Genomic DNA, 25,889 nt, shown 5'->3' on the forward strand with positions numbered 1-25,889 from the left:
CTGAACATCAACTATAGGAAGGAATTAACATGAAACGTCTACTTACCGGCCTCTGTGCCGCCACGATGCTGATGGCAAGTGCGGCCTATGCCGACACGACCTTGAAGTTAGTGGAAGTCATCACAAGCCCTGAGCGAACAAAAGTACTACAGGGAATCGTAGATAAATATGAAACTGATAATCCTGGAGTTAACGTTGAAATCGTTAGTCTTCCATGGGGACAGGCATTTGAAAAGTTAGCTACAATGGTTGCTGGCGGAGATGTGCCTGATGTGGTTGAAATGCCTGATACATGGCAAGCGCTTTATGCTGGTTCAGGTCAATTGGCAAGCCTAGCTGACCACGTATCTGGATGGAAGCACGGTTCTACGCTTACCGATAAAACCGTTGCTATGGGGTCTCAAGCTGGGGATCTCTATATGATTCCTTATGGCTTTTACCTACGTGCAATGTTCTACAATAAGAAATTGTTGGCGGAGGCTGGAATTGAAAACCCTCCAGCAACAATGGAAGAGTTTATGACTGCTTCTACCGCGGTGTCCAAGCTGGATGGTAAATCAGGTTACTGCCTTCGTGGTGGTCCTGGTGGTACCAATGGCTGGATCATGTTTGCCGCTACCATGAATGGTACTAATGAGTTCTTTACTGAAGACGGTAAAAGCCGGATTAATGAGCCTGGTTCAGTCGAAGGCATTCAGTTCATGATCGATATGTACCAAAGTGGTAATGCACCGAAAGACAGTGTTAACTGGGGATTCAATGAAATTGTTGCTGGTTTTTATTCTGGCACATGTGCTTTCCTAGATCAGGACCCAGATGCTCTTATTGCTATTTCTGAGCGTATGCCTGCAGAAGATTTTGCTGTCATTCCGATGCCGGTTGGTCCGTCTGGTAAAGCATTCCCGACGATCGGTTTTGCTGGTTGGTCTATCTTCAAAACGACCGAACATGAAGATGATGCCTGGAATCTTGTTGCAGCTCTGTCTGAGCCGGAGGCAAATGCCACTTGGTCAAAACGCGTTGGTGTGATTCCAATTCATGAAGGTGCCGATCAAGATCCGCACTTCAAAACCGAGCAGTTTAAGGGCTGGTTTGATGAGTTGAATGGGGATCAGTATGTCCCAACTGTCATGCCTACATATCTTGAAAAATGGGGTTACTTTGGTAGTACCGTTTTGCTTGAAAGCAGTCAGGAAGCACTTCTTGGTCAGCGCACAGCGCAAGACGTTGCTGACGAATGGGCTGAGCTTTTGACTGATGAATACGCTAAATGGAAAGCGAAACAGTGATCACTCGTTCACATAATAAGACCTCGCCCGGCGTACGCCGGGCAGGTCGCTCGCTGTACTGGCAGTATATGGTAGAACCCTTTATCTATCTGTCGCCAGCTATACTCCTGATTGGGATTGTTATGTTGATCCCGTTGATTATCGGGATATCCTATTCTTTTCAGGCCATCGAGCTGCTTAACCCGTTTGATACTGGTTGGGTGGGGTTAGAGAACTATCAAGCGCTCTGGTCTGATCGGAAATTCTGGATTGCTCTGGAAAATACTTTCTGGTGGACATTCTGGTCAATTTCCTTCCAATTTCTGTTGGGTCTTGGGTTAGCGATGCTGCTCAACACAAAGTTCTACGGTAAAAAGCTATTTCAAGCTCTAGTCTTCCTACCATGGGCTGTACCAACGTTTTTGTCTGCATTAACTTGGGCGTGGTTATTCAACCCAGTTATTGGTCCGTTGCCACATTGGATGACTGCCCTTGGTATCCTGCCTGAGCCGTACAACATCATGGGTGATCCAGACATAGCAATGTGGGGACCTATTGTCGCCAATATCTGGTTTGGTATCCCGTTTTTTGCGATCACTTTACTGGCAGCACTTCAGTCGATCCCCAGCGAGCTTTATGAAGCTGCCGAGATCGACGGCGCGTCGGTTTGGCAGATATTTACCAAGATCACGTTGCCATTTCTTGCGCCAATGATTGCCATCACTGTTATGTTGCGCACCATCTGGATCGCAAATTTTGCGGATCTGATTTACGTGATGACAGGCGGGGGGCCTGCAAACTCCACCCAAATTGTCAGCTCTTACATTTTTACAACTGCTTTCCGTAAACTTGATTTCGGATATGCCTCTGCGATCGCGGTCGCACTACTGGGTATCTTGCTGATTTATGCTTTCATTCTACTTTGGCTTCGCAAGAAGCTGGTCAAGATCTGAGGTGATATTATGATAACTGCTTCTAATCCCGTGGTGACCACAGGAAAGTACGTCGCTCTTTTAGCATACTTGACCTTTGCATTATTTCCACTTTATTGGCTGCTCAAGATAGCGATCACGCCCGACCAAATGATCTTCACGGAAGGTACCCATATTTGGCCTTCTGCACTGACGTTTGATAATTTTCAGTCTGTGCTTTTTAAGACCGACTTTCTAGCTTATTTTGGAAACTCACTCTATGTGTCACTTGGCACAGCGGCAGTAACAACTTTGGTTGCGGCAGGCGCAGGCTATGCTTTCTCCCGATTTGATTTTGCTGGCAAGCGGATCATCATTGCGGTCATGCTTATTACCCAGATGTTCCCGTTGTTGATGATTATAGCGCCGATCTACAAGATTGTAGCATCTCTCGGTTTGCTTAATTCACTTACCTCGCTAATTATTGTCTACACAGCATTTAACGTTCCCTTCGCAACCTTTTTAATGCAATCCTTCTTTGATGGGATTCCAAAGGATCTTGAGGAGGCAGCAATGATGGATGGCTGTACTCGTTTTCAAGCTTTACGTAAGGTGATTTTTCCGCTGACATTGCCAGGCCTGGGCGCGACATTGGGTTTCGTCTTTACTGCAGCATGGTCAGAGCTTCTTTTCGCTCTCATGCTGATTTCTAAAAACGATGCGATGACTTTTCCAGTGGGCTTGTTGACTTTTGTGTCAAAGTTCTCAGTCGATTGGGGACAGATGATGGCCGCTGGAGTGCTGGCGTTAATCCCAAGTTGTCTATTCTTCATTTTCATTCAACGCTACCTCGTGCAGGGCTTAACGTCCGGTGCAGTAAAAGGATAGGAGGCCTGATATGGCAAATATTGAACTCAAAGACGTTGCGAAACGTTACGGCTCTGTCGAAGTTCTGCGCAACATCAACCTTGAGATCCAGGATGGCGAATTTATCGTCCTCGTCGGTCCGTCAGGTTGCGGTAAATCTACGCTTTTGCGCATGATTGCAGGGCTTGAACCGATTACAGGCGGTGATTTCCTGATTGATGGTGAACGGATGAACGATGTGCGCCCGCGTGATCGTGATATTGCAATGGTGTTTCAATCCTACGCGCTCTATCCGCATATGGATGTTGCACGGAATATGGGTTTTTCCATGGAGATTCGTAAAGATCCCATAGAGGAACGTGCTTCTCGAATTCAAAAAGCTGCGACAACATTGGGCCTGACGGAGTTGACAAAGCGATTGCCGAAAGCACTATCTGGCGGACAACGCCAGCGTGTTGCTATGGGCCGCGCCATTATTCGTGACCCGCGAGCCTTTTTGTTTGATGAGCCGCTCTCAAACCTAGATGCCGCGTTGAGAGTTGAGATGCGTCTGGAAATTGCACGACTACATCAAAAACTGAAATCAACAATGGTCTATGTGACACATGACCAAGTTGAAGCGCTGACTTTGGCGGACCGCATTGTTGTCTTAAATGGCGGTGACATCCAGCAAATCGGAAGTCCGCTTGATCTATATGAACGACCGGCGAACAAGTTTGTTGCGCAGTTTATCGGCTCGCCAACGATGAACATCGTTCCGGTCAGCAGCACGGCAACTGGAACCGGCATAACACTTGCAGACGGTACCGACCTGACATTGCCGCACTTGCCAAACACACAAGGTGCTGTGGAACTTGGCATTCGTCCAGAGCATGTCGATGTTGTAGATATCGGAGATTTGGTTGGCATTGTGGATGTCGTGGAGCATTTAGGTTCGGATACCAATATCTATCTAAAGGTTGACGGTCTTGGTCCAATGATGGTTCGAATGCATGGCAATATTCGGGTACGTTCAGGTGAACAGGTTGGATTGCGTGTTCAGCGCGAAAACGCTCATCTATTTACATCCGATGGCACTGCTTTGGAGCATGCAAAAGTAGATTTGGCGATATGAGATGAATATTACGCCTGATATCCGTAGTGCTCTGGAGAAGAAGACACTTTGGTTGTCGTCATGGATGATCCACAACGCAAATAATGTTCGAACAAAAGGGCGGATAAAGGTTGGTGGTCATCAGGCATCGTCTGCCTCCATGAATGCTATTTTGAATGCACTATATTTCGATGTGTTGCGACCAGAAGATCGCGTTGCGGTGAAACCCCACGCGAGTCCTGTTTTCCATGCAATTCAGTACTTGCTTGGTAATCAGACGCGTCAGCAGCTACAGGATTTTCGTGCACTGGGGGGCGCGCAACCCTATCCATCGCGGACAAAGGATAAGGATGACGTCGACTTCTCGACTGGATCTGTAGGTATGGGCGTAGCGATGACGGCCTTTGCGAGCATGACACAGGATTATATTTCCGCGCATGGGTGGCTGGATCAGCCAAAGGGACGGATGATCGCGTTGGTTGGTGATGCTGAACTTGACGAGGGTAATATTTATGAGGCACTTCTAGAAGGTGCAAAGCACGATTTGCGCAATTGTTGGTGGGTCATCGACTATAATCGGCAGTCATTAGATGGGGTCGTAACCGAAGGTTTGAATGCACGCTTTCGTGATATTTTCATCGCATGTGGCTGGGACGTTGTTGAGCTAAAATATGGCACTTTGATGCAAGGAGCATTTAAACGACCCGGTGGTAAAAAACTGCGTACTTGGATCGACAGTTGCGAAAATGGTCTTTACTCGGCACTTACCTTTAAGGGCGGTGCGGCCTGGCGAGAGCATCTTGAAACAGACTTTTCCGGTGATAACGAAGCGCTGGCATTGGTTGCTGATCACAATGACGATGAGTTGGCGCGGTTGATGAGCAACCTTGCAGGTCACGATGCTGAACTTATCGCCAAGACAATGAAAGCGATTGATCATGATCGCCCGGTTTGTTTTATCTGCTATACTGTTAAAGGCCATGGCTTACCGTTAGCTGGCCACAAGGACAATCATGCGGGAATCATGACAACCACCCAGATTGAAGGTCTGCGCGATGGTATGGGAATTGCTGAGGGTGAGGAATGGGAACCTTTTGCTGGACTTGATATTCAAGGTGATGAAATACAGGCATTTTTGAATGATGTGTCGTTCAGTTCTGAAGGTTCTCGCCGCTATGCTGCTGCGAACATATCTACGACTGTCGCTGTCACGCCTCGCTTCAAACAACGAGCTTCGACACAGGAAGCCTTTGGGCAAATTCTTTCCTCAATTGCGTCTGGCGCGCCGGAACTGGCTGCACGGATCGTGACCACATCACCAGATGTTTCAGTCTCGACCAACCTGGGGCCGTGGATTAACAAGACAGGGCTCTTTGCTAAATCTGATCAGGCGGATGTATTTCGAGATCATGCAATTCCATCTGCACAGAAATGGAAGCGCCATATGGACGGACGCCATGTTGAGTTGGGTATTGCTGAAAACAATCTCTTTACATTTCTCGGTGCCTTGGGGCTTTCCCATTCTCTTTTTGGAGAACGACTTTTGCCCGTGGGTACCGTGTATGATCCTTTCATTTGCCGTGGTCTCGATGCGCTCAATTATGCCTGCTATCAAGATGCCCGGTTTATGCTTGCGGCTACACCTTCGGGGGTGACGCTTAGTCATGAAGGTGGAGCCCATCAATCTATCTCAACACCTCTTATCGGAATGGCGCAGGATGGTCTGGCAACTTTCGAGCCGGCTTATGCCGATGAGTTGAGCGTTATCATGCGCTGGGGTTTTGACTATATGCAGCGTGATGGGGCTGCGTCTGAGGATGAAGAGAATTGGCTACGGGATGAAAAAGGTGGATCAATTTATTTACGTTTGTCCACTTTGCCACAAGAGCAGCTTCAACGAGAGATGACTGATCAACTAACCAGAGAAATTGTAGCTGGTGGGTATTGGCTACGTGAGCCAACAGCGTCAACATCCGTGATATTGGCATATACTGGTGTAGTCGCTCCAGAGACGATCAAAGCTGCTGGTCTTTTGGCCGATGATATGCGTGATGTAGCTGTACTGGCTATCACGTCGGCCGATCGACTGAACGCTGGATGGCAGGCCGCCGAACGGGCAAGGCAACGTGGCGACGATACTGCCCGGTCACATGTGGAAATACTTCTTGAGGGGGCGTCAAGAGATGCTGGTCTAGTGACCATCACCGATGGACATCCGGCAGCTTTGAGTTGGCTTGGTGGTGTTACTGGACATCGCACTAAATCACTTGGTGTGGAACATTTCGGGCAGGCGGGTACTGTCGATGATATCTATCATCTACATGGGTTAGATGCGAACGCAATTATGCATGCTGCACGAGCTTTACTTCCAGGCCGTGGCGCTCGCTATCTGTCTCCACTTGCGAGTTAGGCTTAATCGATTTGAGTTCGAATCTCATCGCATGGTTGTCTGATGCATGCATAGATGATTGTATTTTCTATCGCCTACGGAGTTTATAAACCAATTTTCCTGCCAGCATAGAAGGCCGACAGGATGAAAATTCAATGCAAATACCGTCACCCAATTCTTAAAGCGCGTTAGACATGATTGATGAAAGGCGTCGTCCAAATTCAACGGGATCTGCCGGAACTTCACCATCTGCAATTCGAGCTTGATCAAGCAGGAGATGAGCCGCGTCTTTCAATAAATCATCAGATGAAGCATCATCTTTGCCCGCTCGTTCTGATAGTTTTTTGACGATTGCATGGTTTGGATTAAGTTCAAGCACACGAAGTGATCCCTGCTGTAACTGCCCATGCTGCTTTAATAAACGTTCCAAGTTTACATCCATGTCACCTTCGTCTGCAATCAAACAAACAGGACTATCGGTTAAACGTTTGGATGGGCGTACATCTTTGACGAGTTCACCGAGTTCGGATTTAATTGTTTCAATTAGTTTTTCAACACCAGGGGTTTGCGCCTCTGCATCCTTGTCATTTTTGTTATCATCGGCATCGAATTTATCTAAATCAGCCGCACCGCGGGTAACAGATTTAAACACCTTACCGTCAAATTCGGTGACGTGCTGCAGCCAGAACTCATCGACGGAGTCCGAAAGAAGCAAAACTTCAATTCCTTTGGCTTTAAAACCCTCAAGATGTGGTGAGTTCGCAATTTTGGTTGCGTCATCACCAGCAATATAGAATATCGCATCCTGACCAACTTTGACCCGCTCGACATAATCAGAGAGGCTAATAAGTTCATCGCCTTTTGTTGACTTAAAACGGCAAACTTCGAGCAATTTTTCTCTTAGGCTTGGGTCTTCAACCAGCCCCTCCTTGAGGACAGCTCCGAAATTGTTCCAAAAAACAGCATATTCGTTCGCTGCTTTATTAGCTTTCTTTTTCAACTCACCAATTACACGTTTTGTAAGGCCAGTTTTTAGCTTTGCAAGTTTAGGATCGGTTTGAAGCATTTCTCTTGAAACGTTGAGCGATAAATCTTCTGAATCGACAACGCCACGTAAAAAACGCAAGTAAGTTGGCAACAGACCCTTGGTATCATCGGTGATGAAAACACGATTTACGAATAGTTTGACATGAGACTTGCGTTCAGGTTCATAAAGATCAAACGGAGGAGATGATGGGATATATAAAAGGTTTGTGTAGCTCAAAAGACCTTCAACGCGATTGTGAATAGTCATCCATGGCTGGTCGAAGGCATGAGCAGTATGGCGATAAAATTCGGTGTGTTGTTCTTCAGCAATATCCTTGGCGGGGCGTGTCCAAATAGCTGAGGCTTCATTTAATGCATCATCGCCGAGTAGGACAGGGAAGCTTATATGGTCGGAATAGGTTTTGATGATGTGGCGAACACGTGCATCTTCGAGAAACTCTTTTGCATCTTTTTTAAGTTGCAAGATAACGTCGGTTCCGTTTGTGTCTCGAGTGGAGGGTTCAATTGTAAATTCACCCTTGCCATCAGATGACCAAAGCCAAGCTTGCTCTTCACCTGCTTTGCGTGTGATGACATCGACACGATCTGCAACCATAAATGCAGAGTAGAAACCGACACCAAACTGGCCAATCAAACCGACGTCTGCTTTTTGATCGTCTTTAAGCGAATTGAGAAAATTGCTTGTCCCTGATCGCGCAATTGTTCCCAATGTCTCTAAAAGATCATCATGGTTTAAACCAATTCCATTGTCAGAAACAGAGAGTGTTTTAGCTTTCGTATCAGCAGCTATGATAATTTTGAATTCTTGATCGCCACCAGATAGTTCTGAATTTGTAAGTGCTTCATAGCGAAGTTTGTCACATGCGTCAGATGCATTGGAAACCAACTCACGTAAGAATATTTCTCGGTTCGAATAAAGAGAGCCCGCAACAATATCAAGAAGTTGGCCAACTTCTGTTTGAAATGAAAAAGTTTCTTTAGTTTGAGTGTCCGTCATCTTACATATGTCCCCGTAGTTTACAAAATCAATGTGACTGCGGTTATGTAAGAGCCTAACCAATCTTATGCAAGTGCTGTTCTCATTTGTTCGATTGCAACATTGATTTTATCTCTGAAGCGTAACAGCGAACCTCCGACAAGATAAACACAATCATCTCCATAGGTATCATGCATTTCCGGTAGTCGTTCAAGGCTCATCCCACCGCCGGGACTTGGTAGAATTTTGTTGCCAATTCCAGTATCCGTATTACAAGCATCTACTATTTCCATACACTCGTTTTTGCTGAAACCAAAACGCCCGCCATAGTTTGGAAATACGCTGATGTCGGCGCCTGAAAGGCGCATAAGATCACCAAAGAAACATCCATGCGAGTAACCAGTATTTTCTGATAAAACATAGGGGCCTGTGAAAGAAGGATGTGCCATAATTGGTAGTCCAAAATTCTCATTTCTTGCGAGGCGTTGCATGGCATCAAAACCGAACAACCCGGGAATGAGTAATAAACCAGTTGCTCCGTGAGCCTTTGCAAAAAAGGCAAGTTCTTCGACTTGATCACCATGTCCGCCAATGTTGGGTAGATAGATTGCCTGGCTATCGTCACCATTTGCTTTTCTTATCGCATTTGCTTTGGCAACTGCTTCTGCACACTTTGGAACTCGTTCTTTAAATGGAGCATTGGTTTGATTGGATAGGCCATGGTCCTCTTTAACAATATCCGCACCAGCGAGGGCTGTTTGATAACAAAGTTCAGCTAGTTCTTCGATGCTTGAACCTTGAGGTTTAATGACCGGGCAGATAAATCCGCCTGATGACTTCCCAGTTAGGTTCCTGACACCTTCTGACCCAAACCGGGCACCGGGGAAAAGTGACCTGACGTCATCATTAAAAGACATCTTGATAACTTTAACACCCTTTAGGATTGAAGCGTTTCCGAAAATTACATTGAGCAATTGCGGCAGTTCTTCACCCGCTGCATCAATATGATACCCAATTGTGGCTTGCCATGTTTGCACAGTTTCTGGTTCAATTTTTTGAACGCGACCAAGAACCACATCTTCTATATATCCTTTGGGCACCACATCGCGCGGGATTTCAACGGTGTTTTCCAACGCAATAGCATTTGCAAATTCGAGTGCATCATCATCCGAACCCGCAAAAAGGCGGTATGTAATTTCAAAGCGCTGCATCAAAGACCCTCCGCCTTAACGGTTGAATGGACTGCCTCGACACGTGTGGTTGCCAAATCTTGCTCTGATATACCTAGTTGTTCACCTGTTAGTTTTTCGACACCTTTTACGAGGGCAATGGCATCAAGACCGTAATAGTTCATCAAGTAAGGCCGTGATCCTCCGTGGGCGTACGTGTCTTTAAGGCCAAGGCGTACAAGCTTTTTGCCCACACCATTATCTGCAATTATCTCTGCAATAAGCGAACCTATGCCTCCTTCAGTGACGTGGTTCTCAAGTGTGATTACGCCACCTTTTACTGAATGGATATGATCTAGCATGGCTTGGTCATCAAATGGTTTGATTGTATTAAGGTGTAGATGTCTAACTGAAACTCCCGCACTCTCCAACGCAGATCTTGCGCGGAGCGCTTCCTCTGTTGTTATACCGGATGTAACAATGAGGATATCATCACCCATTGATAATTCGCGCATCTTGCCAACTTCTATAGGTGTATCAAATAAACGCGGGACATTGCCACGTAACACTCTGCAATAGACAGGGCCATCAATACTATCTGCGGCCTCACAAATACTCTCAACTTCCGTTGCGTCGCCGGTTTCCAAAATTGTCATGTTGGGAATGGACCGCATGACCGAGATATCCTCAATGGCTTGATGGGTCATGCCACCGGGTGTTGTGATACCAGGAAGGAAACCCATTAGACGCACTTTGCGACGTGGATATGCAATGGATGCCATAAGTTGATCATAAGGGCGGCGATATAGAAAAACGCCAAAAGTGTGTATAAACGGGCGATAACCAGCTAGTCCAAGCCCGCCAGCAAAGCTAAGCATGTTTTGTTCAGCCATCCCGAGTGAGAGAAACTGTTCGGGGTGTTTGTCGCGGAATTTATCAATCTCACATGATGATGTCAGGTCTGCGGAGAGGCATAAAACGTCTGGGTTAGCCAATGCATATTTTTCAAACGCGCCTTCATAAGGGCGAGCAACCATTTCTACCATAATCTTTCTCCCCTAATGTTTGTAATCGATTGGATCAATGCCCAATGATTTGGCTATATCTCTGTTCATATCAGCTCGCTCTTGTTCTGATTTGAAGCGTACATAATGTAATCTGGGGAAGCGGAGCTGAAGGCTTGGCATACCTCTAAACGGACTTGAATTTGCTAAGATGATAAGAGGCTTGCCACGATGTGGTGTTTTAGCAGCGTCTCGGATTTCATCAAGATTATGTGCATCGACCCAAACAACTTTTGCGCCGAATTCTTCCATCTTTCGGCCAATATCTCCCACTTCCATGACCGAACCCATGGCGCCATCGCATTGCTGGCGGTTGACGTCCATGATGGCTTTGACATTATCAATTTTATGATGCGCACAAGCCTGAATGGCTTCCCATGTTTGCCCTTCTTGTACCTCGCCGTCGGACATGTAAACCCATACTTTCCCCTTCTCACCACGCTTTTTGCGACCCCAGGCTAGACCTGCTGCGGTGGATAGGCCGATACCGAGCGTTCCATTATGCACTTCCATGCCCGGTGAATGTTCAGCTCCGATCATTTCAACGGAGGAGCCATCTTTATTAAACATATCAAGGCCTTCAGGCGCCATGCGACCTGTTTCAATTAATGTGGCATAAGCTACAAGTGCATAATGTGCAGGGGCTATGAACAATCGATCCAAGTCAGGTTCAAATGGTCCGTTGTAGCCAGCACCAGTATGATAGCCCGTGTTCTCAGCAGACGGTACGCCGCCGAATGGTTTTGGGATCATCGGTAATGTCGGTTCACCCAAATTAAGTTCTTCATTGTAGAGCCAAGCGAGTTGTTCTGCCGCTGAACACGCTTGTGAAAGATAACCACCATTATTATGTATGGAGTGCTCAAATACACGGCGACGTATACCAAAGGCAATTTCTTCAGTGCTTTTGCTGTTCTGCATTGCGTAATCCTCTTACGACCAGAGTAACTAACTGCTGATCACCATCCATTTATCTCTAAATTTGAGTCCTGCTAAAATTAAAAAATCACGCCTTTGCGTAATAAAAAGCATCCAAAAGGCCGAATTTCACCAACTTGTACAACAGCAAATGCAGCCTTTGATCTCTTGTAGAAAATTTGTCGTTCAATTGATCCCTGTCCCACATCGCCAGAGACATGATCCAATACTGTTACAACATCTTTATGTACGTCGCCCAACTCGTTTGGCGCACCATCAATTTCCATCCGCAATATTCCAAACTCTGTGAATGTATCAAGCGGCATAAGTTTGGTGATGAGTTCGATGCATTTGGGCGCATCAACACCCATCATGTCTATCGGCTCTTTGGTAATGCAATGGGCAGCAGTTGAAACTGCTGGAAAGTTAGCATCAACAACAGCTATTTCATCTCCATGGCCCATCTGCGCTAATATGAATAGCAGTTGTGGTGATATACGTTTATCGATGTTTATCAGCATGTTTTATTTCCGAAGGTGATTGTACCCTAAGGCCAATATGGCCTTAGGATTTTCATATTTATTTCTGGTTTCCACTCAGCGTTTTGGTAGTGGAAGCCAATCGGCTGTCGATACATCTGCATGTTGGAATTGAGGCATTTTCTTGCCCAAATCATCCATGTTTTTGATATCGTTTTCATTAAGGAAACTTTGTGTAATGAGTGTTGGCGGCACGACAACGGATGCACCTGGGTTATTACCGGAAAGCATTAATGCAAGTGTTCGTACGCTCACTTCACCAACCACAGACGGGTTTGTTGCAACAGTTGCAACCCAAGCTGAACCCGGCTCCCGCATCGCAGAAATATCAGCTGTTGAAACATCGGCAGAATAAATATCGATATCATCGGTTAAGCCAGCTTCATCAACTGCAATCTTCACACCTTTTGCAAATTCATCATAAGGCGCAAATACAACATTTATGTTTGGGTTCGCTTGCAAAACAGAACGCGCCTGGTTTGCAACAGAGTTTGCAATTGGATTATCCAAAGTTCCAAACATTGCTGCTTCTGTGATGTCAGGGTTAGCCTTCTTAATGTCCTGCCAAGCAACATCGCGGCGATCAAGTGGTGCAATCCCAGCAACATAAACATAGCCAGCTGTAAAATCGTTGCCGTTATCCTTTACTGCCTGATCGAGTGCGAGTTTTCCAAGTTGGTAATCTGACTGTTCAATCTGTGGAATAGCTTCATTTTCAACATTCACATCAAAAGCAACGACTTTAATGCCGGCGTCAACAGCACGTTGCGCAGCCTCTTTCATGGACTCGGTGAGACCATGTTGGATGATGATGCCGTTAACCCCAAGCGCAATTGCTTGATCAACCATATCGGCTTGAAGCGCAGCATCTTGACGGCTATCGAAAACACGCAAATCAACACCAAGCGCTGCTGCCTGATTTTCTACACCTGACAGATAAGATTGGAAAAAATCACCCGTTGACAGATAGCGCACCAGAGCAATTTTCACGTCGCCCGGCTTGTCGAATGGAGCTGGCATATCAGCTGCAAAAGCTGAACCACTAAGCGCAAGTATTGATGCACCTGCACCAACCAGTTTCATGAATTGTCTTCTCAGCATTGTAAATCCTCCCATGGGTTTATCTGAGTTTCATTTAGATTTTTCGTCCCGCCATATGTCGTGACGATAGGTAAAATGTGAAAACAAGTGCGCAAACAAGAACTGCGCCTTTAACAAAGTCCTGTGTGTAATAAGGTGCGTTCATCATGGTCATTCCTTGAAGAAGAATTCCGACAAATAATGCACCGATTGCAGTTCCAAAAGCATTTGGTCTGGCCGCACCTAGAACAGCGAAACCGATGAGGCCAGCAGCAACACTATCAAGTAGTAGATTATTGCCCGATGCTATGTCACCACGACCAAGGCGCGCCGCCAATAATATTCCGCCAATAGAGGCTGTGACGCCGGAGATCATATAGGCAGCAATTTTGTAGCGCTCTACATTTGCGCCGACAAGCTCTGCCGCACGTTGGTTGGACCCAATCGCATACATCAAGCGTCCATGACGTGTGAATTCTAGAAAGATCCATATCCCGATTGCGACCAATATGAAGATAACAACAGGAACAGGAACCAAACGTTCCAAGAAGAAATCAAAACGGTGTCTACCTAACCAAAGAAACGCTTGCGAAAATGTACCTTCTGCAACATTACCATCACCAAGGTTCATTCCGGTTGCAATTGAATTGCCTTGTGTTGGAATTCGCTGCAAACCAATGAGTAGAAACATCATCCCCAAAGTAGCCAGAAGATCAGGTACTTTCATCTTCACTATTAGCAAGCCGTTGATCAAACCCACCAAAGCGCCCATCGCAAGACAAAGGATTACAGCAACATATGCTGGTTGTTCAAGAATGACCATTGTGTAGGCCGACAGCATCAATGCTGATGTGGCCACAGAGCCGATGGATAAATCAAACCCGTCTACAACAAGAGTGCAAGTCACGCCCAAAGCAAGAATGCCAGTAATGGCGACTGATTGGAAAACAAAAACAGCAGAACGCGCACTGAAAAACCCTGATGCGGCTACACTGAAATACACTGAAAGCCCTATCAATAAAACAATGAAGCCATATCTAATGGCAAATTTTTGCAATCTTTCATTGCGCATTTAGTTGTTCCTCATGCCGCTTTTTCGCCTGTAATTTGCGCAATCAATGCACCCAGGTTTAAGTTTTGATTATTATGTTCGCCAACCAGAGAACCTTCGTTTAACACGACTATTCTGTCAGCGATTTCGATTGCCTCGTCTATTTCGGCTACAAAAACAATGGTTGTCCGATCACTTGCTGTGTCGCGAATATGTTGTCCAATGTCTCGTCTTGCGCCTATGTCAACGCCCTGAAAGGGTTCATCTAATAATAAAACCTGACAGGGTTTGAGTAACCAGCGCCCGATCATGACTTTTTGTTGGTTGCCGCCAGAAAGTGTTCCGATCAGGTCTTCGTCAGACTGACAAACAATGCCGATCTGATTGATCATATCCGTCGTGGCATTACGTTGCTGACGATTTCGAATGAGGGAAAGTTTACTAAAAGCCCGCAAAAATGGCAGGCTCATATTATCTGCAATATTAAAAGCTCTGACGACGCCATTATTGCCGCGGTCTTTTGGTGACATGAAAACACCTGCGCCAATGGCTGCAGATGCACTAGTCGGCTCATAAGCTTTGCCGTCAAGTTGCATTGTGCCACCGGCCGGTTTCTTCAAGCCAAAAATAACATCTGCCAGTTGACTTTTACCACTGCCAAGCAAGCCAGTTACGGCAATCACCTCGCCCTTATTCGCGATCATATTAAATGCTGGCCAGTTCGGTTTGAGAGAGATGTTCTTAAGTTCCAAAATCGGTGCATCGACCACATTTGGAGTGATATCTACTTCCGTCATTTTGTGGCCGAGCATTGCTGTGACAGCTCCCTCATAATCAAGGTTGTCACTTTCAAATATGCCCGAAACTTGTCCATCACGCATGGAAACAATGCGGTCGGCTATACGCCTTATATCCGACATGCGGTGCGAGATATATAAAATAGCCACACCTTGATCACGTAGACGATCGATAAGTGTAAATAGACGCTTTGCTTCCGATGCAGAAAGAGACGAGGTTGGCTCATCCAGAATTAGAACTTTTGGCGATCTCGCCATGGCCCGCGCAATAGCGATCATTTGCCTGTCCGCAACATTTAAATCGCTTACCCGAGTGCGGACATCCATTGTCAGGTCCATTGACTGTGCAATTTTTGCAGCTTGTTTGCGTAACTCACGGTCTCGCACGAATGTACTTGCGCCGGATTTTGTCAATTGATCAAGCATCAGGTTTGTCGCAACATCAAGATCCGGCACCACGCCATCATCAATGTTTTGATGAACGGCAATAACACCTTTAAGAAGCGCATCTGCCGCCCCTGCTGGCACATAGTCAACACCATCAAGCTCCATTGATCCGGCATCGAAAGAATGAATGCCACATATTATTTTTACCAAAGTAGATTTACCAGCGCCGTTTGCACCCATTAATACAGTGACCGTCCCGGTCGTTAACGATAAATCAATGCCTTTAAGAACTTCATTCACTCCGAAGCTCTTGCGCGCACCTTCCACTGATAAAACTGCTGACGACATTATCTCTCCCAAACACTCCAGGTTGGAGTTTGTTCATCTATCGTGACGTGAATTTCTTCTTATGTCAATAGTCTTGACAATTGACTATATTTATTGTCTCTAGAGATATGGAGGTAAGATGGATATGGCAAAAAATTATGAAGAGCTATCGGTTGACACTATTCCATCAAGACTTGGAGTTCTCGAGGAGATCGTCACTCGGATAGGGGCTGATGTAGAAAATTGGCAGGTCAAAGAAGTTGGTGATGGCAATCTCAATCTTGTATTTATAGTCGAAGGTTCTGGCGGTACTGTTATTATTAAACAGGCACTTCCCTATGTTCGACTGGTGGGGGACAGTTGGCCACTGCCACTGTACCGCGCCTATTATGAGCATGAGGCTTTGTTGCGACAGGAAGAACGTGCACCTGGGTCCGTACCAGAGATTTTTTACTTCAATCGCGAACAAGCACTAATTGTTATGGAATTCCTTCAGCCGCATATTATTTTAAGAGGGAAGTTGATTGCTGGTCAAAGAGTTGCGAACCTATCGGAAACAATGGGTAGATTTTGCGCTCAAACAGCATTTCGCGGCTCGGAACTTTCGATGAAGAGCATTGATAAGAAAGCTGATGTGGGTGTTTTCTCAGGGAACGTAAAAATCCCCGCCATTACAGAAGCTTTGGTTTTTACGGACCCATATTTTGATGCAGAGATGAACCAAAATACGCCGGAACTGGGTGGGTTTATTAAAAAACTTCGTGACAATGTTGCACTCAAATCGCGTGTTCAGGCAATGTTGATGAAGTTTGCGTCCAATACGGAAACGATGCTGCATGGCGACCTTCACTCCGGATCTATTATGTCAACAGATGATGATAGCCGTGTTATTGATCCTGAGTTTGTTCAATATGGCCCAATGGGCTTTGATATTGGTATGCTGACAGCCAATTTTCTGATGGCTTATTTTAGTCAGCCGGGTCATCGCGATGAGGCAGATTTAGCAGAATATCAAACTTGGATTCTGACGACAATTACGGAAATATTTGAGCATTTTAATGCCGAGTTCAAACATCTATGGAAAACAGAACGAACCGGTATGCTCTATCCTAAATCTCTCTTCGAGGATCAAGGGCATTCGTCGGAAGCTGCATGTAACGATGTGCTTGATCACATCATGCGAGATGCCGTTTCATTTTGTGGCATTGAGATGCACAGGCGGGTTTTATCTCTGGCTCATAATGCAGACTTTGAGATGATAGAAGATACGTCCCTAAGAGCATCACTTGAAGCACGAAATATCGCAATGGGTGTCGAACTCATTTTAAATTTTGAGACTATCAAAGACGTTGCCTCGCTCACTTCTATGGCAAAGCGGTTCAATGAAGGAGATTACATATGAAAGTAGACGGCAAGCATTATCGATCGCTTTGGTGGAATGCTGAAAAGGATGTTCTGGAGATCATCGACCAGCGCTGGCTGCCGCATGAATTTAGAATAGATACCCTTCAAACTATAGAGGAGTTTGCAACTGCCATCGTTGAAATGCGTGTTCGTGGAGCGCCTCTGATTGGCGCGACAGCCGCCTATGCAATGGCATGTGCCATGAAGCTAAACTCATCAAACAGTCACATCGAAGCTGCGTGGTCCTACTTTCATAAGACGCGCCCAACCGCTGTTAACTTGCGTTGGGCACTGGACCGTTGCAAGGAGGCGATGCTGCCATTACCGGAAGAAGAACGTGCCGCGGCTGCATTACAATTAGCTCATGCTATTGCGGATGAGGATGTAGAGATTAACGCGCAAATTGGCCGGAACGGACTAGCTATAATCCGTGAGATAGCTGCCAAGAAGAAGCCTGGCGAGCCTGTTAATATTCTCACCCACTGTAATGCAGGTTGGCTTGCAACCGTTGATTGGGGTACAGCAACAAGTCCAATGTTTCACGCCCATGATGCAGGAATTCCCATTCATGTATGGGTAGATGAGACCCGGCCTCGTAATCAAGGTGCTCTAACATCATGGGAACTTGGTAGCCACGGTGTTCCACATACATATATAGTTGACAATGCTGGTGGGCATCTCATGCAGCATGGTTTGGTGGATATGGTGATTGTTGGCACTGATAGGACAACGAGCCGTGGAGATGTTTGCAATAAAATCGGCACATATCTCAAAGCATTGTCAGCCAAGGATAATAATGTTCCTTTCTACGTCACTTTACCTTCGCCTACAATCGATTGGACAATTTCAGATGGAGTTGCAGACATACCGATTGAAGAACGCGACGAACAAGAAGTAACACATATACAAGGCCTTCTGGCAGAAGGTGATATTGGTGTTGTCCAAGTGTCGCCGATCGGTACATCAGGTGGAAATCCGGCTTTCGATGTCACGCCAAACCATCTTGTTACGGGGTTAATTACGGAAAGAGGGATCAGCGCAGCATCTTCAGACGGTTTGGCTGCTATGTTTCCCGAATTGTGCAAGATAGATCGAACAGCATAATAGAAAATCGAGGTTCCGAATTGCCAGAAAGTAAAACGCGCTCGACAGATGATATCCGGCTAGACCGTCAAGAAAGAGCAATACTTGATGCGACGTGGTGTTATTATCATGAAGGTCTTAATCAAAATGAGATTGCAAAAAAACTGGGTATCTCGCGCGCATCCGTCGTCAATTATTTGTCGGAGGCACGTAAGCGTGGGTATATTCGTATCTCACTTGATCCAAGTATTTTCACAGAACACGAACTGGCACGAAAAGTTGCCAACACATTTGGACTAAAAGAAGTTAGTATTGCACCATCATCGGGCGAGGCAACTGAGGAGCGTGTTGCAAAAATGGCTGCCGATTGGCTGCTTCATCTTCTCGAAAAAGGCGACCGTCTTGGTGTCGCTTGGGGTGAAACCATTTTCAGGGTATCGGAGGCTGCATCACGTCAAACCGTTGAAGACCTTGAAGTTGTCCAGCTAGTTGGTTCACGGCCTGCAGCTAAAGGGTTCTCAGCAGAGATATGTTCAGCGGTACTTGCGCGGCAGTTTGGTGCTCACTGCGTTAATTTACACGTTCCACTCTTATTGTCTGATAAAGAACTCGCACAGAGGCTTATGGCTGAGCCTGTCATCATGGAGCAAATGTCAGCGGTTATGAACTGTAATAAAACAATATTTGCATGTGGAACTTGTAGCGAAGACAGTCATATTTTGAAAACAGGTCTCATGAATTTGCAGCAACTGGAACATCAAAAGAAACAAGGCGCGACCGGTGTTATTTGTGGACGTCTTATTGATGAGGACGGCAACCATATGCCCACCAGCGTTGAAGATCGCATGATTGGAATAACCCTGGATCAGATGAAGGGCAAAGAAATGGGGTTGTTGGTGGGATCAGGTCAAACACGTGTTGAGCCAATATTGGCGGCAATAAGAGGCGGATACGCAACGCATCTTGCAACATGCGATGATACTGCAAGGATGCTACTGGAAAGAGTTTAATTGGATGTTTCAACTTACATAGAATGAATGTTTTACGACAGATAAATTGCCAAAATTTGGTGCGAAATAATTGATATAGTGGAAGAACGATATGCAGAATAATTGGATAGATAGTGAAGCTCAAACACTTGTTGATGACCTGGCTAAAGAGGGTATCAATGAAGACTTAGCACTGCGAGTTTATACAACGAGATTGCTGGGGCTTGTACCGCAGCTGGTCCTGCATGGAGGTGGCAATACATCTGTCAAAACAACTGCAACGGACATAACCGGTCAGGTATGGGATGTCCTTTGTGTCAAAGGAAGCGGTTGGGATATGGGTATTATTGAGCCAGCCGGCTTGCCTGCAGTTAAACTTAAGCCACTTCTAAGCACGCGTAATTTTGCGGCATTATCCGATGAAACAATGGTTGAATTGCAGCGTTCAAATCTTATTAACTCGAGTTCCCCTAATCCTTCTGTCGAAACGCTGTTACATGCGTTTATTCCACATAAATTTGTAGATCATACCCACTCAACTGGTGTTCTTGCTATTATAGACCAAGATAATTCCAAAGAGCTGGCCAGAGAAGTCTTTGGCGAAAGATTTGGGTTTGTTCCGTACATTATGCCGGGTTTTGATTTGGCTAAGAAAGCAGCGGAAGTTTATGAAAGTAACCCGGACGTGGATGGTTTGATTTTGGATAAACATGGCATCTTTACGTTCGCTGAAGACGCAAAAAGTGCTTATGATCTCATGATTGATGCCGTGACCAAGGCTGAAAATTATGTCGAACAAAACAGAAAGTTTTCATCATTTCCCAAGGCTGCTTTACCGGAGAATATAGCAAATCTAGAGGATGTACTTCCCATTGTTCGAGGTGCCATTGCTCATGCTATAGATGATGGAGATTACAAAAGGTTTGTCTGTGATCACCGTGCCGACGATAAAATTCTGAATTTTACTAATGCTGCTGATCTCGACAAATTTGCGACGAGAGGTATGCCTACGCCAGATCTATCCATTCGAATAAAACACAAACCGATAATTTTTCCTGCACCTGAAACAGATCATCTTGATGCATTCAAAACAGCTGTTCAAACAGCAGTTAAATCATTTATTGCTGATTACACTGAATATTTTAGCAAAAATGATGCGCAGGATGATGTTACGCGTACCATGCTTGACCCGATGCCAAGATTGGCCTTCATTCCTGGTATTGGGATGATAGGCATTGGACAGACTTACAAAGAGGCCAAGATTGCGGCAGATGTTGGTGAAACATTTGTTGAAACAATTTCCTCTGCTGAGGCTCATGGTAAATTTAAACCCGTCGATATGCCTGAACTTTTCAAGCTTGAATATTGGTCTTTGGAACAGGCGAAACTGGCGTCAGCAAAAAAGCGAGCTTTAGATGGCCAGGTCGTTATGGTGACTGGTGGGGCTGGAGCCATTGGTGCAGCCACTTGTCAGGTATTTGCAGAACAAGGTGCACAAGTTGTTGTTTCTGATCTCAATTTAGATGCGGCAGAAACAATTGCAGCCTCGCTGGGTGCAGGTCACTTAGGGGTAGCTTGCAATGTTACAGACCGGACCAGTATTAAACAATCATTTGACGCAGCAGTTACAAAATACGGTGGACTGGATATCATCATATCTAATGCGGGTGCTGCTTGGGAAGGCGCGATTGGCGAACTGGATGATGAAATTCTACGTAAAAGTTTTGAATTGAACTTCTTCAGCCACCAGAATATTTCACAAGCTGCCATTGATGTTTTTAAGGCTCAAAGTACAGGCGGTTGTTTGTTATATAACACCTCAAAGCAAGCTATAAACCCGGGTGCGAATTTTGGCGCCTATGGTTTACCAAAAGCTGCAACGCTGTTTTTATCGCGTCAATATGCTTTGGAATATGGGTCCATTGGTGTCCGGGCAAATGCTGTTAACGCTGACCGAATTAGATCAGGTCTGCTGGATGATGATATGATTGCAAGCCGTTCGTCAGCGCGTAATATGAGTATTGACGATTACATGAGCGGAAACCTACTCAAGCAGGAGGTAACCGCTCGAGATGTGGCGGAAGTCTTTTTATCTCAAGCGCTTGCACGAAAAACGACAGGAAATGTCTCGACCGTGGATGGTGGAAATATAGCTGCTATTTTACGTTAAGGTCGTTTGATTTTTCATGTTCAAACACTGAGCATGGATGTTAGATCACCTTGCCACGCGCATTGATTGGCAAAGGTATAAGACTATTATTCCCAGTCTCGAGCCAGATTTCATCAAACATGTTTGAAACCACACACACGTGATTTGGAACAATTCTGAGCCGCTGCCCTATTACCAATGGTTTTTTTGGATCAACGTCTAAAATGCCGTGCTCTTCGCTCAAACTTGTGATGCGGATTTCTGGATGATCTATGATGTGGCCGTAGTCCGAAAATCCTAACAAATCTGAGGTTAAAACTTTTGATCCTGCATCAATAATTGCTCGCTCTGGTGTAGGGGTGCTAACAACAGTTGCTAGCACATGCCCGGCACAATCATCCCATGTGCAGGTGCCTGATCTAACCAATGAGCGATCATTATATATGTATGTTCCAATTCGGTATTCTGTTAGAACCCCGTCTGTTGACGCGTCCCACATGTTGGGTGAGCCTCCTGAAGAAACTGTCGGGCAGGGGATGCCTTGTTCCTCTAGCATAATCTTCGCTTCGCATAAAAATTTCGCTGCGCCGTCCGCCCCGTTAACAGCTGGATAGGTCATGAGACCTGCGAATTCTAGTCCTGGTGAATTAGCAATTGTTTTGGCCAAGGCTGTTGCTGCGCCTGGTGCTTGAACACCACAACGCCCAGCACCCGTATCACATTCAACCAAAACACGGAGTTTACGCGGCGCTCCGTTAAATGCGGCTGAAAGTCCTTCTACAACGGTCGCATTGTCCGCAACGACCGCGAGCGCTTTAAGACGCTCAGATAGTGCGCAGAGACGTTTAAGTTTGGCAGAGCCAAGGATGTTATATGTAATGAGAATATCGTCTATCTCATTATCTACATCCTCTGACAGCATTGCCTCGGCCTCGCTAATCTTCTGGCATGCAATTCCGATTGCTCCCGCTGCGATCTGAACATTTGCAAACCGGATCGACTTATGAGTCTTGATGTGAGGGCGCAAGCTAAGGCCAACTGTGTCACAATGAGCTTGGAACTTATGTATGTTCGCAAGCGCTGTTGTTTCATTTACAACAAATGCAGGCGTGTCGATTGTGTCTATATCAAGAGCCATGGGGTGTCTCCACTCGGGGCCAAATTTCGCGATTTAGGTTTTGATAGTTGTTTGTTTTTGGATTGTTTGGATATGGTCCGTCAACTGCAGCATAAAGTATATTATCTGATATACGTGAAAACGCATCCTGAAAATGATTTGTCGATTTGACAACTAACAATTTCTTGCGTTTCGGATCGATTCCAAAATTAGAAAAAACATCCGGGTTGAACACTTGACTGCGCACTGAGTTTAAAATGACATCAATACCTTCAACTTCGATCCATACAGCATCACCCAATGGAACAATACTTTGACCAAAGCTTTGTACAGCATTGCGCATAGTTCGTTTGACAATGACATCCGCATCAAGAGGATCGCCTCCATGTTCTGACATCTTTGCTCCAAAGCGTAATCTGAATTGTGCATCTTCTCCGGCCGAAAAACAGGTGCGTACGGCTATGGGATCCCAGATGGTAGCTAACGCCGCGTTTTTAACTTTACGACGTATCATCTCTGCTAGCAAAATTGTTGAATCGCCTGGTACGCCACCGCCTGGATTATCCCAAACATCAGCCACAACAACAGGAGCTATGCTACATGTTTCAGCTCGATCAAAAACAGTTTTAGATGTTAAAAATTCTGGTCGTGTTTTGCCGCGCATTGCAAACAGCTCGTTACCAAGTTCTTTGGCTAATTTATCGCCAGCAGATTTGTCGTTATCTGTAATAACGATTATTTTTGAACCAAGGTCCGGTACATCTCCTGCCATAAACCCGTGAATGACAGAAATAGATAATATAGAATCATGGCCTTCGCGTGCTTTAATCTTATCTACAAAACTGCGCATAGGTTCTCGGCTGGTTGGAAGAACCTCAATCATTTTGCAATCAAACGTGCTGATGACTGGTGTAATTTTGCCAAGCGAAGTATCGTGTACGAGTTCTACCAACTCTTCGGCAACTTCGACAAAATCTGTATGAGGAAATTCTTTAAATACGCTGATCAAGTTAGCGTTGTCTGTGCGACGTTTTGAAAGATGGCTATGCGGATCAAATGTTGTGCCAATAATCGTATTCGCACCAACAATTTCTCGAATGGCGGTTAAAAGTTCACCTTCGCAGTCAAGGCAGTCTTGTGAGACCATTGCGCCATGAAGTCCCAATAAAATGATATCAACAGGCATGGCTGCTTTCAGTTCAGTTAGGAGTTGATCACGTAGAAACTCCCAAGTGTTCTGATTTACAATTCCACCTGGTTCCGCCCATGAGGCTGTGCCTTCGACGATTTGCCAATTGAACTCCGCTGCACGTGCGCGGGCCGCTGGATAGACCGCGCTACATAATGTAGGGGTGTCAGGATGCTGGCCTGGCGGTGCATAAAAACTTTCCTCAAAGTCTTTCAGATCTGTGCGCAGAGGTGAGAATGTATTTGTTTCAGTTGCGATTGAACCGACAAATACGCGCTTGGGAGTTAGCATTAGGCAACCTCTTTTTTGACTGAAATTCGGGGAATTGAACGCAATAATTTGCGCGTATATTCATGCTGTGGTGCTTCGAATATTTGTTGCTTGTCACCTATTTCGACAATTTTACCCTCAAGCATGACTGCAACCCGGTCACTAATATGCCGGACCACGCCAAGATCGTGGCTGATGAACAGCATCGACACGCCACTGTCGTGTTGTAACTTTTTGATCAGGTTTAAAACTTGCGCTTGAATAGAAACATCTAAAGCTGATACCGCTTCGTCTGCGATCACTAGTTTGGGCTTTAAAATCATGACGCGTGCAATTCCGATACGTTGTCGCTGGCCACCGGAAAATTCATGTGGGTGACGCGTCATAACTTTTGGGTCCATGCCAACTATTTCAAGCATTTCCGCAATGAGTTGACGAGCCTCATCCCATGTTTGACAAATCTCGTGAATAAATAAAGGTTCAGCTAAAGTCTGTTCAATTTTGAGGCGTGGGTTGAGCGAGGCAAATGGGTCTTGAAAGATCATCTGAATTTCACGACGAAGCGGACGGAATTTGGCCGGAGAGAGAGAAAGAAAGTCTTGTCCTTCAAACAGAGCTTGTCCTGATGTGGCTTTTTCCAAATGGGTTAGTGTGCGACCGACTGTTGATTTCCCGCAACCAGATTCTCCAACGAGGCTTAAAACCTCTCCAGGTGCAATTTCAAAAGATACACCATCAACGGCTTTAATCGCCTTTTTCTCACCAAAAAGACCTGCGCTCTTAGTACGGAAATGGGTTTTGAGATTCACGACGCGTAACAGTGGATCGGTCATGATGTTTCCCTTCCTGCAAAATGACATTGAACGCTGTGACCCTGTTTATAGTGTGTGGTTAGCGCAGGTGTTGAGATGCAAAGTTCTGTTGCCATAGAGCAGCGCGGATGAAAAGCGCATCCGGCTAGGGTTTCATCCAGTGTTGGCACCCGTCCAGGAATAGCTTCGAGCCACTCGACATCATGATCAACCACAGGAATTGAATTCAATAGTCCGCGGGTATAAGGATGAGCTAACTCTTGAAAGAGGCTTGTTGTTGGCGCGGCCTCTACCACTTTTCCGCGGTACATCACGGCAACTTTGTCGCAAGTCTGAGCGATAACTCCTAGATCATGGCTGATAAGAACAACGGCTGTACCCATACGGTTTTGAAGATCCGCCATCAAATCTAGAACCTCTTTTTGTACTGTTACATCCAGAGCTGTCGTGGGTTCGTCCGCGATTAGCAGTTTTGGGTCGCAAGATAACGCCATTGCGATCATCACGCGTTGACGCTGGCCACCTGACATTTGGTGAGGGAAACTACTAATCCTTTCCGATGGATCAGGGATGCGCACCAATTCAAGTAACTCAATTGCGCGATCACGTGCGGCTTTTTTTGAAAGCTTTTGGTGTTGTGTCAGGTTCTCTATGATCTGATCACCGATACGATAAACAGGATTTAGGCTTGTCATGGGTTCTTGAAAAATCATAGCCATACGATTGCCCATGATTGTACGACGTTCCTTTGCGGAGAGTTCTAACAAATTCATTCCGTCGAAATGAATTTCGCCACCTGTAATCTGGACAGTCGTTCCACCTAGTAATCCCATGATAGCGAGAGAAGTAAGGCTCTTGCCGCAGCCGCTCTCACCCACAATCCCGAGGGTTTCCTTTTCATTTACTTGAAAGGAAACTCCTTGCACGACAGGCAGTGTTTTGCCTCCGGTGTTAACCACAATTTCTAGATTTTTAACTTCTAATAATGTCATG

21 protein-coding genes are annotated in these 25,889 nt (G+C 45.7%); 9 read left to right on the plus strand and 12 right to left on the minus strand.

Annotation, left to right across the window (positions count from 1 at the left end):
* Positions 1–29 precede the first annotated feature (29 nt).
* The 5 genes from AB2J24_RS15955 (at position 30) to AB2J24_RS15975 (ending at position 6,549) form a co-directional block, all read left to right on the plus strand.
* Positions 30–1,289 carry an ABC transporter substrate-binding protein gene (locus AB2J24_RS15955; protein WP_162653451.1) on the plus strand — a complete coding sequence of 420 codons (1,260 nt, stop codon included), beginning with the start codon at positions 30–32 and terminating at the stop codon, positions 1,287–1,289.
* A gap of 68 nt (positions 1,290–1,357) precedes the next feature.
* Complete coding sequence (locus AB2J24_RS15960; protein ID WP_367386259.1) at positions 1,358–2,221, plus strand: carbohydrate ABC transporter permease; 864 nt, start codon at positions 1,358–1,360, stop codon at positions 2,219–2,221.
* 12 nt (positions 2,222–2,233) lie between these two features.
* Positions 2,234–3,067, plus strand: coding sequence for a carbohydrate ABC transporter permease (locus tag AB2J24_RS15965; protein WP_420883667.1), 834 nt, complete (start codon positions 2,234–2,236; stop codon positions 3,065–3,067).
* 10 nt (positions 3,068–3,077) lie between these two features.
* Positions 3,078–4,160 (plus strand): ABC transporter ATP-binding protein, encoded by a 1,083-nt coding sequence (locus tag AB2J24_RS15970; protein WP_367386186.1) that lies wholly within the window; start codon positions 3,078–3,080, stop codon positions 4,158–4,160.
* A gap of 1 nt (position 4,161) precedes the next feature.
* Positions 4,162–6,549: a transketolase gene (locus AB2J24_RS15975; RefSeq protein ID WP_367386187.1), complete on the plus strand. Its 2,388-nt coding sequence runs from the start codon at positions 4,162–4,164 to the stop codon at positions 6,547–6,549.
* Between the two features lie 157 nt (positions 6,550–6,706).
* Here the strand turns inward: AB2J24_RS15975 and htpG are convergent, their stop codons facing one another.
* The 8 genes from htpG to AB2J24_RS16015 form a co-directional block, all read right to left on the minus strand.
* Positions 6,707–8,572 (minus strand): molecular chaperone HtpG, encoded by a 1,866-nt coding sequence (gene htpG / locus AB2J24_RS15980; RefSeq protein ID WP_367386188.1) that lies wholly within the window; start codon positions 8,570–8,572, stop codon positions 6,707–6,709.
* 65 nt (positions 8,573–8,637) lie between these two features.
* Complete coding sequence (locus AB2J24_RS15985) at positions 8,638–9,762, minus strand: RuBisCO large subunit C-terminal-like domain-containing protein (RefSeq protein ID WP_367386189.1); 1,125 nt, start codon at positions 9,760–9,762, stop codon at positions 8,638–8,640.
* Entirely contained in the window at positions 9,762–10,766 is a 1,005-nt protein-coding gene (locus AB2J24_RS15990) for a transketolase family protein (RefSeq protein WP_367386190.1), read from the minus strand. The genes AB2J24_RS15985 and AB2J24_RS15990 overlap by 1 nt, the downstream gene beginning before the upstream one ends.
* Before the next feature lie 12 nt (positions 10,767–10,778).
* On the minus strand, positions 10,779–11,705 hold the full coding sequence (locus AB2J24_RS15995) for a transketolase (protein WP_367386191.1): 927 nt from the start codon (positions 11,703–11,705) through the stop codon (positions 10,779–10,781).
* A 77-nt stretch (positions 11,706–11,782) separates the two neighbouring features.
* On the minus strand, positions 11,783–12,223 hold the full coding sequence (locus AB2J24_RS16000) for an RbsD/FucU family protein (protein WP_367386192.1): 441 nt from the start codon (positions 12,221–12,223) through the stop codon (positions 11,783–11,785).
* A 75-nt stretch (positions 12,224–12,298) separates the two neighbouring features.
* Positions 12,299–13,342 (minus strand): substrate-binding domain-containing protein, encoded by a 1,044-nt coding sequence (locus AB2J24_RS16005; protein WP_420883666.1) that lies wholly within the window; start codon positions 13,340–13,342, stop codon positions 12,299–12,301.
* Between the two features lie 34 nt (positions 13,343–13,376).
* Positions 13,377–14,393: an ABC transporter permease gene (locus tag AB2J24_RS16010; protein ID WP_367386193.1), complete on the minus strand. Its 1,017-nt coding sequence runs from the start codon at positions 14,391–14,393 to the stop codon at positions 13,377–13,379.
* 11 nt (positions 14,394–14,404) lie between these two features.
* Positions 14,405–15,904, minus strand: a complete 1,500-nt coding sequence (locus AB2J24_RS16015; protein WP_367386194.1) for a sugar ABC transporter ATP-binding protein — start codon at positions 15,902–15,904, stop codon at positions 14,405–14,407.
* Positions 15,905–16,022: 118 nt separating this feature from the next.
* Between AB2J24_RS16015 and mtnK the strand changes: the two genes are divergently transcribed.
* From mtnK to AB2J24_RS16035, 4 genes are all read left to right on the plus strand, one after another.
* Positions 16,023–17,285: an S-methyl-5-thioribose kinase gene (gene mtnK / locus AB2J24_RS16020; RefSeq protein ID WP_367386195.1), complete on the plus strand. Its 1,263-nt coding sequence runs from the start codon at positions 16,023–16,025 to the stop codon at positions 17,283–17,285.
* Positions 17,282–18,391 carry an S-methyl-5-thioribose-1-phosphate isomerase gene (gene mtnA, locus AB2J24_RS16025; RefSeq protein ID WP_367386196.1) on the plus strand — a complete coding sequence of 370 codons (1,110 nt, stop codon included), beginning with the start codon at positions 17,282–17,284 and terminating at the stop codon, positions 18,389–18,391. Before mtnK ends, mtnA begins: the two co-directional genes overlap by 4 nt.
* 20 nt (positions 18,392–18,411) lie before the next feature.
* A complete protein-coding gene (locus tag AB2J24_RS16030) occupies positions 18,412–19,380 on the plus strand; it encodes a sugar-binding transcriptional regulator (protein ID WP_162653431.1) in 969 nt (322 codons plus the stop codon).
* A 91-nt stretch (positions 19,381–19,471) separates the two neighbouring features.
* Positions 19,472–21,529 (plus strand): bifunctional aldolase/short-chain dehydrogenase, encoded by a 2,058-nt coding sequence (locus AB2J24_RS16035; RefSeq protein ID WP_367386197.1) that lies wholly within the window; start codon positions 19,472–19,474, stop codon positions 21,527–21,529.
* A gap of 40 nt (positions 21,530–21,569) precedes the next feature.
* Here AB2J24_RS16035 and AB2J24_RS16040 read toward each other — a convergent pair whose 3' ends face one another.
* From AB2J24_RS16040 to AB2J24_RS16055, 4 genes are read right to left on the minus strand one after another with little or no spacing between them, the layout of a single operon-like run.
* Complete coding sequence (locus AB2J24_RS16040) at positions 21,570–22,646, minus strand: D-TA family PLP-dependent enzyme (RefSeq protein ID WP_367386198.1); 1,077 nt, start codon at positions 22,644–22,646, stop codon at positions 21,570–21,572.
* A complete protein-coding gene (locus AB2J24_RS16045; protein WP_367386199.1) occupies positions 22,636–24,105 on the minus strand; it encodes a M81 family metallopeptidase in 1,470 nt (489 codons plus the stop codon). Before AB2J24_RS16045 ends, AB2J24_RS16040 begins: the two co-directional genes overlap by 11 nt.
* Positions 24,105–24,917 carry an ABC transporter ATP-binding protein gene (locus AB2J24_RS16050; RefSeq protein ID WP_367386200.1) on the minus strand — a complete coding sequence of 271 codons (813 nt, stop codon included), beginning with the start codon at positions 24,915–24,917 and terminating at the stop codon, positions 24,105–24,107. The genes AB2J24_RS16045 and AB2J24_RS16050 overlap by 1 nt, the downstream gene beginning before the upstream one ends.
* On the minus strand, positions 24,914–25,888 hold the full coding sequence (locus tag AB2J24_RS16055; protein WP_367386201.1) for an ABC transporter ATP-binding protein: 975 nt from the start codon (positions 25,886–25,888) through the stop codon (positions 24,914–24,916). Before AB2J24_RS16055 ends, AB2J24_RS16050 begins: the two co-directional genes overlap by 4 nt.
* Position 25,889: the final 1 nt, after the last annotated feature.

The sequence above is a fragment of the Lentilitoribacter sp. EG35 genome (genome assembly GCF_040784015.1).
Classification (GTDB): domain Bacteria; phylum Pseudomonadota; class Alphaproteobacteria; order Rhizobiales; family Rhizobiaceae; genus Lentilitoribacter.